Annotated in this window: 8 protein-coding genes; 7 read left to right on the forward strand and 1 reads right to left on the reverse strand. The window is 42.0% G+C overall.

What is annotated here, in order from left to right:
- Positions 1 to 79 precede the first annotated feature (79 nt).
- The 6 genes from NXS07_RS07835 to NXS07_RS07860 all read left to right on the forward strand — a co-directional run bounded on the left by NXS07_RS07835 (position 80) and on the right by NXS07_RS07860 (position 12,289).
- Complete coding sequence (locus NXS07_RS07835; RefSeq protein WP_258086497.1) at positions 80 to 811, forward strand: thioesterase II family protein; 732 nt, start codon at positions 80 to 82, stop codon at positions 809 to 811.
- A gap of 8 nt (positions 812 to 819) precedes the next feature.
- Positions 820 to 1,143 carry a darcynin family protein gene (locus tag NXS07_RS07840; RefSeq protein ID WP_258086498.1) on the forward strand — a complete coding sequence of 108 codons (324 nt, stop codon included), beginning with the start codon at positions 820 to 822 and terminating at the stop codon, positions 1,141 to 1,143.
- Positions 1,144 to 1,177: 34 nt separating this feature from the next.
- A complete protein-coding gene (locus tag NXS07_RS07845; protein WP_258086499.1) occupies positions 1,178 to 4,327 on the forward strand; it encodes a non-ribosomal peptide synthetase in 3,150 nt (1,049 codons plus the stop codon).
- A gap of 100 nt (positions 4,328 to 4,427) precedes the next feature.
- Positions 4,428 to 4,886, forward strand: a complete 459-nt coding sequence (locus tag NXS07_RS07850) for a GNAT family N-acetyltransferase (protein WP_046335894.1) — start codon at positions 4,428 to 4,430, stop codon at positions 4,884 to 4,886.
- A gap of 247 nt (positions 4,887 to 5,133) precedes the next feature.
- Positions 5,134 to 7,710 carry a non-ribosomal peptide synthetase gene (locus NXS07_RS07855; RefSeq protein ID WP_230580090.1) on the forward strand — a complete coding sequence of 859 codons (2,577 nt, stop codon included), beginning with the start codon at positions 5,134 to 5,136 and terminating at the stop codon, positions 7,708 to 7,710.
- A 115-nt stretch (positions 7,711 to 7,825) separates the two neighbouring features.
- The gene (locus NXS07_RS07860; RefSeq protein ID WP_258086500.1) at positions 7,826 to 12,289 is read left to right on the forward strand and encodes a type I polyketide synthase; all 4,464 of its coding nucleotides are present in this window, start codon (positions 7,826 to 7,828) and stop codon (positions 12,287 to 12,289) included.
- Here NXS07_RS07860 and NXS07_RS07865 read toward each other — a convergent pair.
- Complete coding sequence (locus NXS07_RS07865; RefSeq protein WP_258086501.1) at positions 12,258 to 12,467, reverse strand: hypothetical protein; 210 nt, start codon at positions 12,465 to 12,467, stop codon at positions 12,258 to 12,260. The genes NXS07_RS07860 and NXS07_RS07865 overlap by 32 nt on opposite strands.
- A gap of 501 nt (positions 12,468 to 12,968) precedes the next feature.
- On the opposite strand from NXS07_RS07865, the gene NXS07_RS07870 reads away from it, so the two are divergent.
- Complete coding sequence (locus tag NXS07_RS07870; protein WP_258086502.1) at positions 12,969 to 16,091, forward strand: autotransporter outer membrane beta-barrel domain-containing protein; 3,123 nt, start codon at positions 12,969 to 12,971, stop codon at positions 16,089 to 16,091.
- Positions 16,092 to 16,683: the final 592 nt, after the last annotated feature.

Below are 16,683 nucleotides of genomic sequence, written 5' to 3' on the forward strand. Positions count from 1 at the left end.
ACTGATTTCCTTCTGGACTGAATAATCGCTGAGCATCAATAAACAGTCAGAATTAACATCACTGTAATACAGAGTTTTTATGCCAAATCTAATTAAATTAAATACCCCTAAAAATGCAAAATTGAAATTATACCTTTTGCATCATGCTGGTGGCTCACACATGTTATATAGAGCATGGCAACGAGAATTACCGGACTGGATTGAATTTAACGCTTTAGAACTTCCTGGCAGAGGAATGAGTTTCGGGGAGCGCAGCTTGGAATCAATCGAAGACATGATTGAACTATTCCTTTCCAAGATTGAAACTGATAAGCCATTTGCATTTTTTGGCCATAGTATGGGCGCCTTGCTTGCTTATGAATTAACGCTCAGATTACAAATGCAGTCTTTATACCCTATATGGCTTGGCCTTTCTGCTTATAAACCGCCGCATTTGAGAAATACGGAAGCTGCCCGTCGCGGCACAATGACAGACCCTGAGCTTTTAGAATATTTAAAAACATTAGGGGATGTCAGTGAGTTAATCGCAAATGAGCAAGTACTGAAAATCATGCTTAATATTATCAGGAATGATTTCAAGGCCATTGAAAACTGGAAAATGAGTGAGTCTATTATCCACCCTGAAATATTAGTTAGCCTATATTCCGGCCAAGAGGATACCGCAGTCACACCTGAAATTATGAAAGACTGGGGTAGATATATTTCAGGTCAAAGTCAGATAAGCGCGTTTCCGGGAGGCCATTTTTACCTGCAAAAATACACATTGGATGTCATCAACAGCTTATCTCGTGATATCGCTAACATTATATAGGTGCAACAATGAAATATGTCATTATCTGGACTTTAGTTTTTAACGAAAAATGGAATGCACTTAATCGTTCAGAGCGTCAACAACTCCAGAACGAATCTCTGCCGGAAATACTCAGTAAATACAAAAATTCGATTAATATGCGAACCATAGACACCGAAGGATTCACGGCTGAGTTTCAAGATTTTGCCATTATAGAAACGGAAAAACTGGATGACTACTACTGTATGTTACAGGATATGAGAAATACCAGAGTACTATCGGAGGGGTATTTGAAAATATCCAAAGTATTTATGGGCATAGAAAATGCTCATGAAATTTATGAATCCAATTAACTAAATTTAACGACATGATCGATTAGGTATGCCTGTGAATTACAACATTGTTGCCTTAAGCCCTTTGCAAGAAGGGATGCTATATCACTCCATTAAAGAAGAAAGCAAAAGTATTTACGTCACCAATTTCACTCTAGTCCTTAATGGCGATATTAATGATAAGCGATTAGAGAAAGCCTGGAATAAAGTGGTATCTGAGCATGATTCTCTACGTACGATATTAAGGTGGCGTGGTTTAAGCCAACCCGTACAAATTATATTTAAACATAAGTATAATCCATTATCAGTTATACATGTAAACCCAGATCTTGTTCATGATATCAATAGTTACAATGATAGAATTAAGTTTTGTGAGACTGAAATTGATTTAGAGACCAACCCAGTAAAGTTAACACTGCATAAACTAAGTACGCATAAATCACTACTCCATCTACAGTATCATCATATATCTCTAGATGGCTGGAGCCTTGGGATCCTGATCAATCAACTTTGGAGTTATTATGATAACGAACACCTAAGTGATGAAGACTGCAACCTTAATTATGAACATTATATTCAACATTTGAATAAGGTACGCGATTGTAAGGGCACCAGAGACTTCTGGGTTAACAAAATAGATGTTGACGCAGCAATAAGTCTGCCTTCAATCAATGACTCTGAAACGTATAGCATAAAGTGCCTGACTCACTCCCTGGATAAAGTCCTATTACAATCGGTTGACAAATTCTGCAAAAGTAATGAAGTTACGATAGCAACCGTATTTTATACGGCCTGGAGCTTGATCTTATCCAAATATAATGATTCTAACTCTGTTTGTTTTGGAACCACCGTGTCAGGAAGAGATAACTTGTTGGCCGGTATTGAAGATAGTATTGGGCTTTATATTCAAACGCCTCCACTCGTTGTGGATAATCTGAATGGCTCTCTCAGTTTAATAAGTCTGGTAAAAAAACTGCATAATCAAATTCTCGAAAGAGATGGCTATACTGAGTATCCGATATCAGAAATACAACATGTTAACCAAGTCCGGCAAAACCTCTTCGATAGTATCGTTGTCATTGAAAATTATCCACTCGCCAAGCGATTAAGTGCGCTGTCAACTCACGTTAGTGTCGAGTCATATGATATTTTTGAAACAACAAATTTTGACCTTACTTTGGAAATTAATTTACTTGATGATGCCCTATTAAAATTTAGCTTTAACAGTGCCAAATTTGATAAAGAGATAATGGATAAAGTTTTGATCCATTTCAGCAAGATCATTGGGTATATCGCTACACAACCCCATTTGACCTTAAGTGAATTGAATTTACTGGATGATAAAGAGTACAAGAATATTGTCTTTGATTTTAATGATAATGATATCGTTTCAGATAAACCTCTTCACTCAGTAGACGCTTGGAATAAATCTGTAGAAAACCATAGTAATGAAGTTGCTATTCGTTCAGCTAATGAAATATTTACCTACAATGAACTCGATAGTTTAGTTAATAAAATTTCTCAGGGATTAATTTCAAAAGGGATTACGTCTAAAGATTTAGTCGCTGTTAAATGTAAGCCGAGTGCTCATACTATTGCTTTATTTATTGCCATTAACAAAATAGGTGCGGTATATGTTCCTTTGGACATATCAACCCCAGAAGAACGCGTCAGTAATATTATTACTCAAGGTGTTAAATGGTTAATTGAGGATACAGAACTCAGAAGTTTTGTTGCATTACCGACGGTAGAAGCAAAAATTCCGGAGCATGATCATCAAGAAAATGATTTGATGTACACCATATTTACTTCGGGTTCAACGGGTGAACCCAAGGGAGTCATGGTCGAGCATCAAACAGTGATGAACTATGTATACTGGGCTATAGAGAAATATCATTACGACAGTAAAAAAACAGTCTATCCTTTATTTACGAGTCTGGCATTTGATTTAACCGTGACCTCTATATGGTGTCCACTGATATCCGGCGGCACCATTGAAATTGTAGGGAAAAATTCACTGGAATCAATACAGGAGGTCAGTAAGCTGGCGGCTACGACGCATATTAAACTCACCCCCTCTCAACTCAATCTATTGAGTCAAACAACCGATTTCTGCCATAGCAATTTATCAACCTTCATAGTCGGTGGTGAGCAACTTGAAACCTCATTGTGCCGTCAGGTAGCAAATTCGTTAGTTAACCCATCTGGGATTTTTAACGAATACGGCCCGACAGAGGCAACGGTCGGGTGCATGTATTATCAATATGATCCGCAGGCAGACAAGAAAAAGTTGTCAGTACCGATCGGCCGCCCGATTAATAACGCGCGTATCTATGTGTTAGATCGGTTCTTACAGCCACAACCTGAGGGAGTACCCGGCGAACTTTATATCGGGGGGAAAATACTGGCACGTGGATACCTCAATAAGGATGAGTTAACCTCAGAGCGCTTTATTTCAAACCCGTTTATCCCTAATGAAAGAATGTATAAAACGGGAGATTTAGCGGTTATCAGAGCCGGAGGGATTATCGAATATATTGGTCGCAATGATAATCAAGTTAAAGTAAGAGGCTATAGAATAGAACTAGATGAAATAGCCTCTGTTATTAGGTCGTATAAAGATTGCCATAATGCGGCAGTATTGGTGAAAGATATTCATGGCGAGAGTCAGATTGTGGCATATTATGTTGCTGACGTTCATATTCCTGAAAGCGATTTAAGGGCCTATATCAACGCCAGATTACCCGATTACATGACGCCAAACATTTTTATTAAACTGGATCGTATAGTATTAACTAGCAATGGTAAAATTGACCAACGCACCTTACCCGAAGTGACCCCAGAAAGACAGAGTAAATTTGTCTTTAATGACAAATCAGAACACAAACAAAAAGTTATTAAGGTTTTTGAGAATGTTTTAGCTGTATCTGATATAGATCAAAACCAAAGTTTCTTCGAGCTAGGGGCAAACTCAATTAAAATCCTTCGTATAGCCAATATATTAAATGAATTTTTGCCACGAAAAATTAAAATTGTAGATTTTTTTACTTACACCAATATAAATAAGTTAGTATCATATATTGAGCATAATACATCGGATGATAGTGTAATAAATATTAAGTCCGCGAGTGAGACAGTTTCTAGACGCGCAAAATTAGCTAACCGTAGAAAGACTCTTATAGAGAAAGCGAGTTTAGAGCACTGACATGTTAATATTTAAAAGATGATATAGATTTTACTACATGAAAAATGTGTTAAAGTACACGATAATTTATTGTCAAAGTCATATTTAACAGGAGAAGAAAATGAGTAATAAATATTCTGGTGATATAAAATTGAGACCGATTGAGATTGACAGTGATGTACAAGCAGTAGTCGATGTTTGGTTTAATACTTCAATTGAGTGCCATGAATTTGTATCAAAAGACTTTTGGTATTCATGTAAAAAAGATATGAAAGAAATTTATATTCCAAATTCCGAGACGGTTGTCGCGACGATAAACAAGGAAATCGTCGGTTTTATTAGTCTTCTTGATAATATTTTGGCTTCAATTTTTGTACTTCCTGAGTATCAAAACCGAGGGATCGGGTTGCAATTATTAAATCATGCATTTGAAGTCCGTAATTCTTTAACGCTTAATGTCTATGAAAAGAATACCAAAGCCAGACAGTTTTATGAAAGTCAGGGCTTTGAAGAAAAAGAGCAGGGTATCGATGAACATACCGGCGAGCCTGAAATTACGATGGTATGGAGCCGCTCATAGGTTCCCGCTGAGTTTTTCAGATGATAAAATAATTAACACTGAAATAACTTAAACATTATAATTTAATTAATTTGGTATATGTTTCGGAAAATTATTTCTACATATACCATTGTAAATTTAATCTTATTTAACAGCCAATCAAGCGCAAAATAAATAGAAATAGTCGTTCTAATACAATATTAAATACTCTTTTTCTATAAATGTGTTTGCTAAAAATTAAATAGAAATAATATAGCAGAGTGTCATTATGATTAATGAAGTAGAAGAGCTAAACAAAATTCAAAAAAAGGAACATTTCTGGAGGGGGTTTATCAATAACTGTAAACACCCGGAGTTTTCTAACTACTTTACTAAAAGTAACGATAATTCAGGTGTAGATAAGATTTACCTTTCAAGTGAAATATCTAAAAACTTGTTATCGATAGCCAACGGTTCTGATAAAAGATTAAGTGCATTACTTATCTCTTTAATCGGATTTATCCAGTCGACAATGCTTCGTACTAATGAATCGGTCATTTTAACCACGAGCTATCATTGCGAGGACGAAAGCGCTGGCATGTTGTGTGTTCCAGTAAAGCTTATCTACGAGCAAACATTGATAGATTTAATAAAATCGACATCAAAAAGCATACAGGATGTTTTACCGTACGGGGTTAACTCTTTTACCTCTATTTTTGAAGGGGATGTTCAGTTCACTTCAGCAGTAATACTCAAAAACTGTCAGGGCGTTAATAAAGAAATAGAGGACTTTTCCTGTTCACAGTTTATTTTTGAGCATGACGGCGAAAATATTTTTTGTGAGATTCATTCACTCTATGATGCCAACTATTATAACGAAATTATAAAGATGGTTGAGTTGTTGGTTCGGCAGATACGATCTGAAAACCCGCTTTCTTCACTCAAACTATCAGAACCCTCTCACATAGACGTTGATAAAACAGTACCTGAAATAGAAAGCGGCTCTACGATCCCCGCTTTGTTTATGAAAAGAGTCAAGATGCATCCCACACGGATTGCTGTAACGGATGCGCACGCTTCTTTCAGCTATGCAGAGTTAGATGAACTGAGTAATCTTTTTGCATTTGAAATGTTAAAACAAGGCGTTGCAAAAAATGATACCGTCGGTATACATATGAAACGCTCATGTTCGGCCATTATTGTCATGCTGGCTGTTTTGAAAATTGGCGCCAAGTATTGCCCATTTGATGTAAATTGGCCGGTCAAACGGAAGATCTATGTTAAAGATACGGCCGCCATTAAATATCTGATTGTCTCTCATGACACGGCCTGTGAGCTCAGTGATTGTAATAGCATTATTTACGGATCGACTGACAGTACCACGAATACAAACCTAGACGCTGAATTTAACGACGCAGAGGCCGGTGATTCTGCTTACGTTATCTTCACTTCTGGCTCAACAGGCAATCCTAAGGGAGTGGAAGTTTCCCACGGAGCCGTCATCAACCTGGTGCAAGGGCTATACGAACGCGTCTATAAAAATTATTCAGGCTCTCTGAACGTATCGATGATCTCGGCATTGAGCTTTGACGCATCAGTACAACAGCTTTATCCATCGCTGTTACTGGGACATACCCTGCATATCGTGCCTGATGACATGAGGAGAGATGGGCGTAAAGTCGTTGAATTCTGGAATGAAAATAATATTCACATTGCTGATTGTACGCCAACTCATCTCAGAATGATTCATACACAATTTAACGAGCAGGCCATTTGCTGTTCTGTGAATCACCTTATGATAGGTGGTGAATTACTGGAAAAACATAACTGGTATAACTTTGCAAAATGCTGGCAATCTGTTCCTAACGCATCTAATGCGTATGGCCCTACCGAGTGTTGTGTACAATCCACTTCGTTTGAATTTAATGACAGCCGTCAAATTCATACAACCACCATTCCCATTGGCTTTCCGATGCCAGGTGAAAAAGTCGTTTTGATTGATGATTTCTTGAGAATATTACCTGAGGGCGCCATTGGGGAAATTGCTATTGCAGGACAGGGTCTCGCTAAAGGTTATATCAATAACCCAGAATTAACCGCTCAAAAGTTTGTCATGATTGACGGAGAAAGGTATTACAGAACAGGTGACCTGGCTCAATATGTTGGAGACGTGGGTTTAGTCTATCTCGGTCGTTTAGACAACCAGGTAAAAATTAACGGTTATCGCATTGAATTAGGTGAAATAGAAATAGCTATTCAACAAGTGATGACTGAACTCAGTAGCACAAATCAATTTGATGCAAAGCCAATCTGCGATGTCTTTGTAACCGTTAACTCTCAAGACTCAGATAATAAATTCCTCGTGGCTTACCTATATAGCAATATTGAATTTATTAGTGATGATATTAAATCAGCACTTGCTGAACGGCTGCCAGATTATATGGTTCCGGCCTATTTTATTCAGCTTGAAGAGTTCCCGCAAAATAGCAGCGGTAAAATTGATATAGCCAGATTACCAGACCCCAGTAACTTTATCGTCAACAAGAGAGTAATTCCTTGCAGTAATGAAACAGAAGAGAAAATACTGGGGCTGTGGTCTGAAATATTAAATACAAAAAAAGAAAATATAAGCTCATGTGACAATTTCTTTGACTTGGGCGGTTCTTCATTTAAGTTAGTTCAACTTAGTCTAAGTTTAGGTGAACTCTTTAATAAAGAAATTGAAGTTGTTGATTTATTCCAATACACAACCATAAAACAGCAGGCAAAATTAATCGATAACAACGGAGAAAATGACAATATTGTCATCTCGGAAGATCACTCAGTTGAACAATTTGATGAAGCTTTGAAAATGTTTGGTAATTAACTTCTTTAAACATTTATTAAAAATAGAAATTTAACAACTTCGCCAGCCGTTTATCAGCTTAGTGTTGTTCAGGCATATAAACGGTTGTTATCGCATTAACAGAGATTAACAAATCATGAGTCAACGAGAAAATCTGAATAATAAGTCACATCAGGATCTGACAGGTCTTGAAATAGCCATTGTTGGTGTTTCATGCCGGTTTCCAAATAGCCCAACGATTGAAAGCTTTTGGAAAAACTGTCTCGAGGGCAATGATTGTATCACCCGGTTTTCCGACGAAATTCTTGCAAAAAATGGGGTTCCCAAGAAGGATTATTCCAGCAATAACTATGTCAATGCCAAGGGGGTGATCGATAAACCCATGGCATTCGACGCGGATTTTTTTAATTACAACAAACGAGAAGCTGAGTTTCTTGAGCCTCAGATACGTAAATTGCACGAATGTGGCTTTGAAGCATTAGGTTCTGCCGGCTTGGTTCCTGCGGTTTACGCCGGTAAAGTGGGTTGTTATTTAACCGCGAGTGCCCAGTTGCAATGGCAGATGGCCGCTTATGAGGAATGCGAACAAGATGGCGCCAGTCTGTTTTCGGCATTTAATTTAGTTGAGAAAGATTTTGCAGCAACGCGTTTAGCCTACAAGTTAGGCTTAACCGGGCCAGCGGTTTCATTACAAACTGCGTGTTCTTCTTCATTAACCGCCATACATATGGCGGCCCGCGCCTTGTTACTCGGTGAATGTCAAATGGTTTTGGTTGCGGCTGCGGCACTGGTAACACCAAATCAACAGGGGTATTTATATCAGGATGGCATGATCACGTCGCCAGAAGGCGTTTGCCGGCCATTTGATGAAAAGGCTAACGGCACTGTGGGCGGGGAGGGGATTGGTGCGGTTGTTCTGCAACCGTTGAAACAGGCTCTTGCAGATAAGCGCCCCATACTGGCTTTGATTAAAGGTACTGCGATAAACAATGATGGTGCGAGAAAAGTCGGTTATACCGCCCCGAGTATTGAAGGACAGGCCGATGTCATTAGCAGTGCAATTAAAATGTCCAAGATTGACCCGGAGTCGATTTCATATATTGAGGCGCATGGCACGGCAACTAAGCTAGGTGATCCGATTGAAATTTCAGCGTTAAAGAAGGCATTTCCTGGCTGTCCAGCGAAAAGCATTGCCATAGGTTCAGTAAAATCTATTGTCGGGCATTTAGATAGCGCAGCGGGTATGGCAGGTTTAATAAAAACGGCTTTAATGTTGAAAAATAAAATGCTGTGTGCAAATCAGTATTTTACCAACCCTAATCCTCAGATAAAGCTTGAGTCATCCCCCTTTTATATCAATCAAAATAGCCAGGAATGGGTGAGTCAATCAATTAGAAGAGCGGGAGTGAGTTCTTTTGGTATTGGGGGGACTAATGCCCATATCGTGCTGGAAGAATCATTATTTCAGCCTTCAGGATCGGAACCCGCGGAACGTCTGACGCTCTTACCTCTATCGGCAAAAAATGAATCAAGCTTGGCGATGATGGAAAAAGCGCTGCTTGATAGGCTGGCAGATAAAAAAGACACATTGTCTGATATCGCTTATACCCTGCAAAATGGCAGGGAATACTTTAGCCACAGGTCAGTATTAATTTGTTCAGAAAGTCAGGGATCCTATTGTGAATCTGACTTTATCCGCGGAAAAGTGGAATACACCGGCAAGAAAATCATTTTCTTATATCCGGGGCAGGGCACACAATATCAGGGTATGGCTTATGGTCTGTATCAGCATGAAAAAACATTTAAAGATAGCATCCATCAGTGCCTGCATTTGTTACCAGAAGACCAACAAAAAGAGTTAACTGACTTTTTTATCGGCGCTTCGGAACAAAATGACGCCTCTTCCGAAATCACTCAGCTTGCGATATTCGTTGTTGAGTATGCAACAACAAGACTGCTTGAGAGTAAAGGTTTTAAACCTTATGCCTTACTCGGACATAGTTTGGGTGAGTATGTCGCAGCAACTGTATCTGGCGTATTTTCATTAGATGATGCTCTGCATTTGGTCAGCCAGCGAGCAAGGTTAATGCAAAGAATGTCACCGGGAACGATGCTCAGCGTGCCATTGGGAATGGAGAAACTGCAAGATTACTTAGATGACACACTTGAAGTCGCGGCAATCAATGGAAGAGAATCCATCGTGGTATCAGGCGCTCTCGCAGATATTGAAAGACTGGAGTCGCTGCTGCAAAACGCGGGGATTATTTGCCGAAGATTAAAGACATCGCATGCTTTCCATTCCAGGACGATTGATGAGATCCAAACGGAATACGCTGAGACATTAAGTACAATCAACTTCAGTAAACCCTACATCCCCGTCCTTTCGAACTTAACAGGGACTTGGCATAGTGAAGAAGAGATTATGCAGCCCGATTACTGGCTGTCGCATCAACGGCAGAAGGTGGATTTCTTAGGGTGCTTAGAAACACTGTCTGAGTCTAATGATCTCATTTTTATTGAGGTCGGCCCTGGAAACACCTTATCCAGTTTCACTCAAAAATACTTTCAAAGTAAAAACGAAAATAAACCTCTCGTCGTTAACGCACTTAGGCACCCTAAGTTGCCAGAAGATGACCAAGAATATTTTTACGGTCAACTGGCAAAAATAGGCTGCGCCAGCAATGAAATATATTGGCAAAATATCAATCAGCAAAAAGGCAACCTTATTCATTTGCCTGTATATCAATTCTCACAGACAGAATACAGTAAGATAAGAGACAGGCTTATTTCAGGCCCGAATAAAAAACGTCATTCTGTCGATCCTGACCAAAGCTCTACCTATCTGCCGGGCTGGCAACGTGAAGTTAATTTTCAAACGGAAGAAGTTAAGCAAAGCCAAAGCGTTTTCTTACTTTGTCCTCGAACGGCCGAACCTAATCGTCGTACATTAGCTAAAGTATTATGGCCTGATAGCGACGTGTTTTTTATTGATGAATTAGATAAATTAGCCTCACTCAAGGTGACGGCTGAATGCACTTTCGTGCTTATTCCAGATCAAAGAGAATTCAGCACCGATCCTATTGAACATTATTTGCAATGGGTGGATAGCCTTAGAACTCTATTATCTTCGATACCTTTGCAATCCATGCGGTTTATTCTCTTTACACCCGAAATTGAAAATGTATTGGGATATGAACAAGCTTTACCCGCCATTTCATTATTAAAAGGCTTGGTATGGTCTATTCCGCTTGAATACCAAAAACATCAAGCGATGCAGATAGATTTCGCTATGCAGGATTTGGCTGACAATAACAAATTGAAGGCACTAATACGGACAATTGCAAGTTCAGATAAATACCGTCAGGCTGCAATACGGCACGGTCAGTTGTGGATACCGGAATTTAAACCATTACCAGCCCATCAATTAGTTCATGTTAATAAATGCCATGAATTAAATGTGGGTGGCTTGGTATTCATTAGCGGCGGGTTAGGTGGAATAGGTTTAAAGATGGCAGAATCTTTGGCCGACCAATATAAAGCACGCCTGATTTTAGCCTCTCGCTCTGAGTTCCCTGACAGATCCAAATGGGAAGCCATTAAAAATGACCCGACAAAAGTGGAAACGGCTAGCAAGATCGCGAGCATTGAGAGGATAGAACAACTTGGGGGTGAGGTTCACATCCATCAAGTTGATGTTTCCTGTAAAACAGCCCTTCATGTGTTGCTCACCGCTATTGAGAGCGAATTAGGGAAGTTTAGCATGGTGATTCATTCCGCAGGTTCTGATGCCGGAGCATTAATCATGCAACCCGATCTCGCTCTTCACCGTGAGATCATGGCAGCGAAAGTCACAGGGGCAGACAATCTCATCTCTTATTTTAGCGATAAGGATCTCCGTTCTATGCTGTTTTGCTCTTCTTTACTGTCATATCACGGAGCGTCAGGACAATCGGCTTATGTGGCGGCGAATGCCTATCTGGATGCGCTTACAGATAATCAGGAATCTCCTTTTAGAATTCATTCAATCGCTTGGGATCGATGGTTAGAAGTTGGGATGGCCGCTAAGAATATTCAAGATAGCAACGAAACTATAGGTTTGACCAATCAAGAGGGTCAGGCGCTATTTCTTCAGGCAATAGCTTATTACCCTGAAAGAATGGCGGTGTCCGTGTTGCCTATAAACAAGCGATTGCAGGAAAGCGAACGTTCAAAAGTACGGGTTAAAAGCGGCCCCGCAGAGAAGGCAATTTTAGAGGCTAAGACATCAGTAAAACAAACAATCTTAGAGGTATTGAAACATCAATTGGGTTTATCCGAAATTGATGAGCGTGCCAGATTCTTCGATTTAGGGGCAACATCACTCGATATAGTTCAAATCAATGAAAGACTAAAGCAAAAATTAAATGCCGATATTCCAATTGCTATGATGTTTACCTACAGCTCGGTGATTAAACTTGAAGGGGCATTGCGGCCTGTACTCAACAAAGAGGATCATTTATCGGAAGATAAAATAGACGATCTGCAATCCGGGGGAAGAAATTTGGCTAAAAATCGGATGAATAAACGACTTAAAAGACAGGCTCCATTGAAGAACGAATAAATTCAGTTGCTGTTCCTAATTGTTTGTTTCCTTGAAGTAGGCATCCCCGCCCTTTAACCGTAGTGATAAGCCCGTCAGAATGGCGGGCGTGCTTCCACGTTGTAAGCGTCATACCCGCACACAGGCCATACTTGTAATTAAAAGCCAGCAGTAACACTGCACTGGCATTGCGTTGCAACTATGGCTCCACATCATGACACGCCCCTCTTCTCTGCTGTTTGGTCAGTTGAATCAAATGGGGGAGATACTCTCTCGCATCACCCCAATCACCAAGAACAACTTTCCTACAGAAAAGGTGACATAAGACTACTATTTGTTAATGGTAAGTTAAAATATATGTATAAAAATGGATAACAGATTGTGGCATGTTATTAAGCATCATCGGCAGTGCTGATGAAATGTATTCAAGGCAGTCAATGTCGCGGTTTTGATCATAATCCATATTCCTTTTTACCGTTTTAGCCTGCTCCTGCTTTCAGGAAACGATCCCCGCGATGGCGTTAACCCGTCAACGTTAACACAGGTTACGGCCTGCACTTAGCCAGAAAATATTAGATAAAACTCCGCGGTATTGTCCGTGGTCAACCGTTTTTCCTGTGAAAAAACCGGTCGCTGGCGGCTGTCTTGCACATTGCTCATAAATGATATTTTTGCAAATTAACAATGGATGGTAACTGAGATGAATAAGCGATACAGAATATTCCAGCAGACTCCGGTTGCTGGGCGTTTGCCAGTCAAAACCCAGCCACGTGTCCTTTGCCGCGCCGTGGCCTGCTGTCTGGCTGCTGTCAGCGCCAGTGCATTTGCGGGGAGTTATAATGATCCTGGTCAGTTAAATAATCCTGCCAGCTGGCGCACCAGTGAATTCCGTGCTGACTGGGGGCTTGGCGCGATTCACGCAGAGGAAGCTTATGCCCGCGGCTACACCGGTAAGGGGATCAAACTAGGAATATTCGATCAGCCGGTTTATGCCAAGCACCCTGAATTTATGAGCCCGGATAAGGTGATCACCCTTGTTACCTCGGGGATCCGTGAATATACCGATCCCTATATTAAAGTGAAAAAAGGGGATAAATTTGATTACGATGGCACACCGACCATAGGTTCATCCGGTAAGCTGGGGGCGCACGGCACTCACGTTGGCGGTACCGCGGCCGGTATCCGGGATGGCGAGAAGATGCATGGCGTGGCCTATAATGCACAAATCATCAGTGCCGACAATGGCGATCCTGGCCCTGAAGACGGTATCGTATTAGGTAATGATGGTGGCGTGTATCAGGCCGGCTGGAATGCGCTGATAGAGAGTGGCGCCCGTATTATTAACAATAGCTGGGCGATTGGAATTACCAAAAAATTTGCAGTGGGAGGGTATAACCCAGCCTATCCGCACTTTACTGTAGCAGACGCCCAGAAGCAGTTTGATGAAATTAAATTGATTCTAGGGACAAAACCGGGTGGTGCGTATCAGGGCGCAATTGATGCCGCCCGTAGGGGGATTGTGACGATTTTTGCTGCCGGTAACGATGGCAATCTAAATAATCCGGATGCCATGTCTGGTTTGGCTTGGTTTGTCCCGGAGATCGCACCGAACTGGCTGACGGTTGCCAGCTTGCAGCAGGATCTTAAGAGCACTAACAGTGTGCCTTATTCCATCAGCGATTTCTCCTCTCGATGCGGCTATACCGCCAGTTTATGTGTTAGCGCGCCCGGCAGTCAGATCTACAGCGCAATCATCAGTGGAACTGGCATAGATAATCTGACGACAGGCTACGCTAACTACAACGGGACTTCTATGGCCGCTCCTCATGCTGCCGGTAGTATTGCCGTGTTGATGGAACGTTTCCCGTACATGACGGGTGAGCAGATCGCGTCCGTGCTTCGCACTACTGCCACCGACATGGGTGAACCGGGTATTGATGCGCTTTACGGCTGGGGGATGATTAATCTAGGCAAAGCGATACACGGCCCCGGTATGTTCTATACCGAAGAAGACATTCCACAGGCTCTCCGTATCCCTGATCCTGACGGTGTGGCCTATGGCAATAGCCAGTTTATTGCGGATATTTCCGGTATCGGATCTGTACTTGATAAGGGCAAACCGACCGAGCGTATCTGCGATAGCCAGCAGTGTGCGCAGGATACCTGGAGCAATGATATCAGCGGTCACGGTGGACTCACCAAGCAGGGGAGCGGAGCGCTTATTCTTACCGGTCAGAATACCTATTCAGGGCCAACGTTGGTCAGACAGGGGCTATTAGGTATCAGCGGTGAACTGACTTCCTCAGTCTCAGTACTGGAGAGCGGCGTTCTCGGTGGTAATGGCACCCTTGGCGCACTCAGTGTGCAACGCGGTGGTACGGTTGCACCGGGTAACTCTGTCGGCACTCTCAGCGTTTCCCGCGACGTTGCTTTTGAAGCAGGTTCTCATTACGCCGTTGAAATCGCTGCTGACGGACGCAGTGATCATATTCAGGCGGCTGGCAGTGCACAGCTTCGCGGCGGTGACGTTTCCGTTTCCCTCGAAAACAGCGCTAATCTTCTTTCCCGCAATGAGGTACGCAGTTTAATTGGTCAACAGTACCGTATCCTCAGCGCAAAACAGGGCATCAACGGCCGTTTTGATCAGGTCGCACCGAACTACTTCTTCCTTGGTACCAGCCTGTCGTATCAACCTGCTGAGGTCACGCTCCATGTCGGGCGTAATAATACCGCCTTTGCGGATGTGGCTAAAACGCCAAACGAGCGCGCTGTGGCCGCAGCAGCGGATACACTCAGTGTTGGTAATCCGGTTTACGAGAGTATCCTGAGCTTTACTTCTGCGGATCAAGCTCGTCAGGCCTTTAGTCGGCTTGATGGGCAGATCCATGCTGATATTGCCTCCTCGCTGGTCAATGACAGCCGTTATCTGCGTGATACTCTGAATACTCGTCTAAGCCAGGCCGAAGGCCGTGCTTCATCGTCCGATATCCGCGAAGATGATAACGGCGCATGGGCACGTCTGCTCGGTGCATGGAATCACGCCTCGGGTACGAATAACAGTACGGGTTATCAGGCTTCCACTTACGGCGTACTGCTCGGATTTGATGCGCCTACTGATGCTTACAGTCGCCTGGGTATCGCGACCGGCTACACCCGTACCTCTCTCGATGGTGGCTACGACTCCAATGCTGACAGCAATAACTACCACCTTGCCCTCTACGGTGACCGTCAGTTCGGTGATCTGGCATTGCGTGCCGGCGGTGGATACACTTGGCATCGCATTGACACCCATCGTTCCGTTAGCTACGGCAGCCAGTTCGATAGTCAGAGTGCTAAATACAGTGGCCGCACGGCACAGTTGTTCGCAGAAACTGCGTACAATCTGCCCGCCGGATCGGTTAACTTTGAGCCATTCGTGAATCTCGCCTATGTCGGCTTCCGTAATGATGGCATTAACGAGAATGGTGCGGCAGCGGCGCTCCACGGTGATAAACAGCACACCGAGGCCAAGCTCTCCACGCTGGGACTACGTGCGAACCACAGTTGGCAGGCAATGGGAGGAACTTCGGTTGCTCTACAGGGTGAATTAGGCTGGCAGCATCAGTATGGTGATCGTGAACGGGCTACTAGCCTGGCGTTTCGCGGCAGCGACACCAGTTTTGTGACCCGCAGTGTTCCGGTTTCTCGCGATGGCATGGTGCTGAAGGCTAACGCGGAGATGACAGCCAGTGATAACGTGTCATTGACCCTGGGTTACAGCGGGTTGCTATCCAGCAGCCATCAGGATAACAGCGTTCACGCAGGCTTTAACTGGCGGTTCTGATGATGAAAGCGGTCTAATTATGGGTATCCTGTGTCGATATTGTGGCCGCATCGATCGCCTGTCTGCAACTGTCCCTACTGGGAATGGAACAGTCAATTAGGTTCAGTAATTTTATCTAAAGCGTTTCATATGAAACGCTTTTTTATTTGTTATTCCCGCCGTGCTTATTGTGAGTGATTCAACGGTTATGGGATACCTGTCAGTTAGGGTGATGTTGGCTCCTGTTACATTCTGTAAATAATGTATTATTCTGGATGTTGAGAGAAAATTTTCTGAGTCATCTGTTTTTTGATTAGACTCTAATAAAATGTTAGAATAATACAGTTATTGGATTTTTATGAATAAAGTAGCTTAAAGGTACTATTTTTTTAGATTCTGATCGGTTTTTTAACTGTGTTTTATCACCACTGATATTTTATGTTGTATATATTATCGATATGTTGATAATTTTCATTATTCAGGCGGAAGATACTAAAGAAATAACATTTATAAAAATATTCATTTAATGTATTAAACCGACATTCCGCACCACTTTCAGGAATAAAATGATTCATAGGGTTGCCCCAATATTTTCAGCAGTTCATTTTGATAC

The sequence above is a fragment of the Xenorhabdus bovienii genome, assembly GCF_024721015.1.
Lineage (GTDB): Bacteria > Pseudomonadota > Gammaproteobacteria > Enterobacterales > Enterobacteriaceae > Xenorhabdus > Xenorhabdus bovienii.

What these genes read in the sequence shown, in the direction of transcription:
- NXS07_RS07860 (WP_258086500.1), top strand. Translation starts at nt 7,826, where the DNA reads ATGAGTCAACGAGAAAATCTGAATAATAAGTCACATCAGGATCTGACA.
- NXS07_RS07870 (WP_258086502.1), top strand. Translation starts at nt 12,969, where the DNA reads ATGAATAAGCGATACAGAATATTCCAGCAGACTCCGGTTGCTGGGCGT.
- NXS07_RS07855 (WP_230580090.1), top strand. Translation starts at nt 5,134, where the DNA reads ATGATTAATGAAGTAGAAGAGCTAAACAAAATTCAAAAAAAGGAACAT.
- NXS07_RS07835 (WP_258086497.1), top strand. Translation starts at nt 80, where the DNA reads ATGCCAAATCTAATTAAATTAAATACCCCTAAAAATGCAAAATTGAAA.
- NXS07_RS07850 (WP_046335894.1), top strand. Translation starts at nt 4,428, where the DNA reads ATGAGTAATAAATATTCTGGTGATATAAAATTGAGACCGATTGAGATT.
- NXS07_RS07840 (WP_258086498.1), top strand. Translation starts at nt 820, where the DNA reads ATGAAATATGTCATTATCTGGACTTTAGTTTTTAACGAAAAATGGAAT.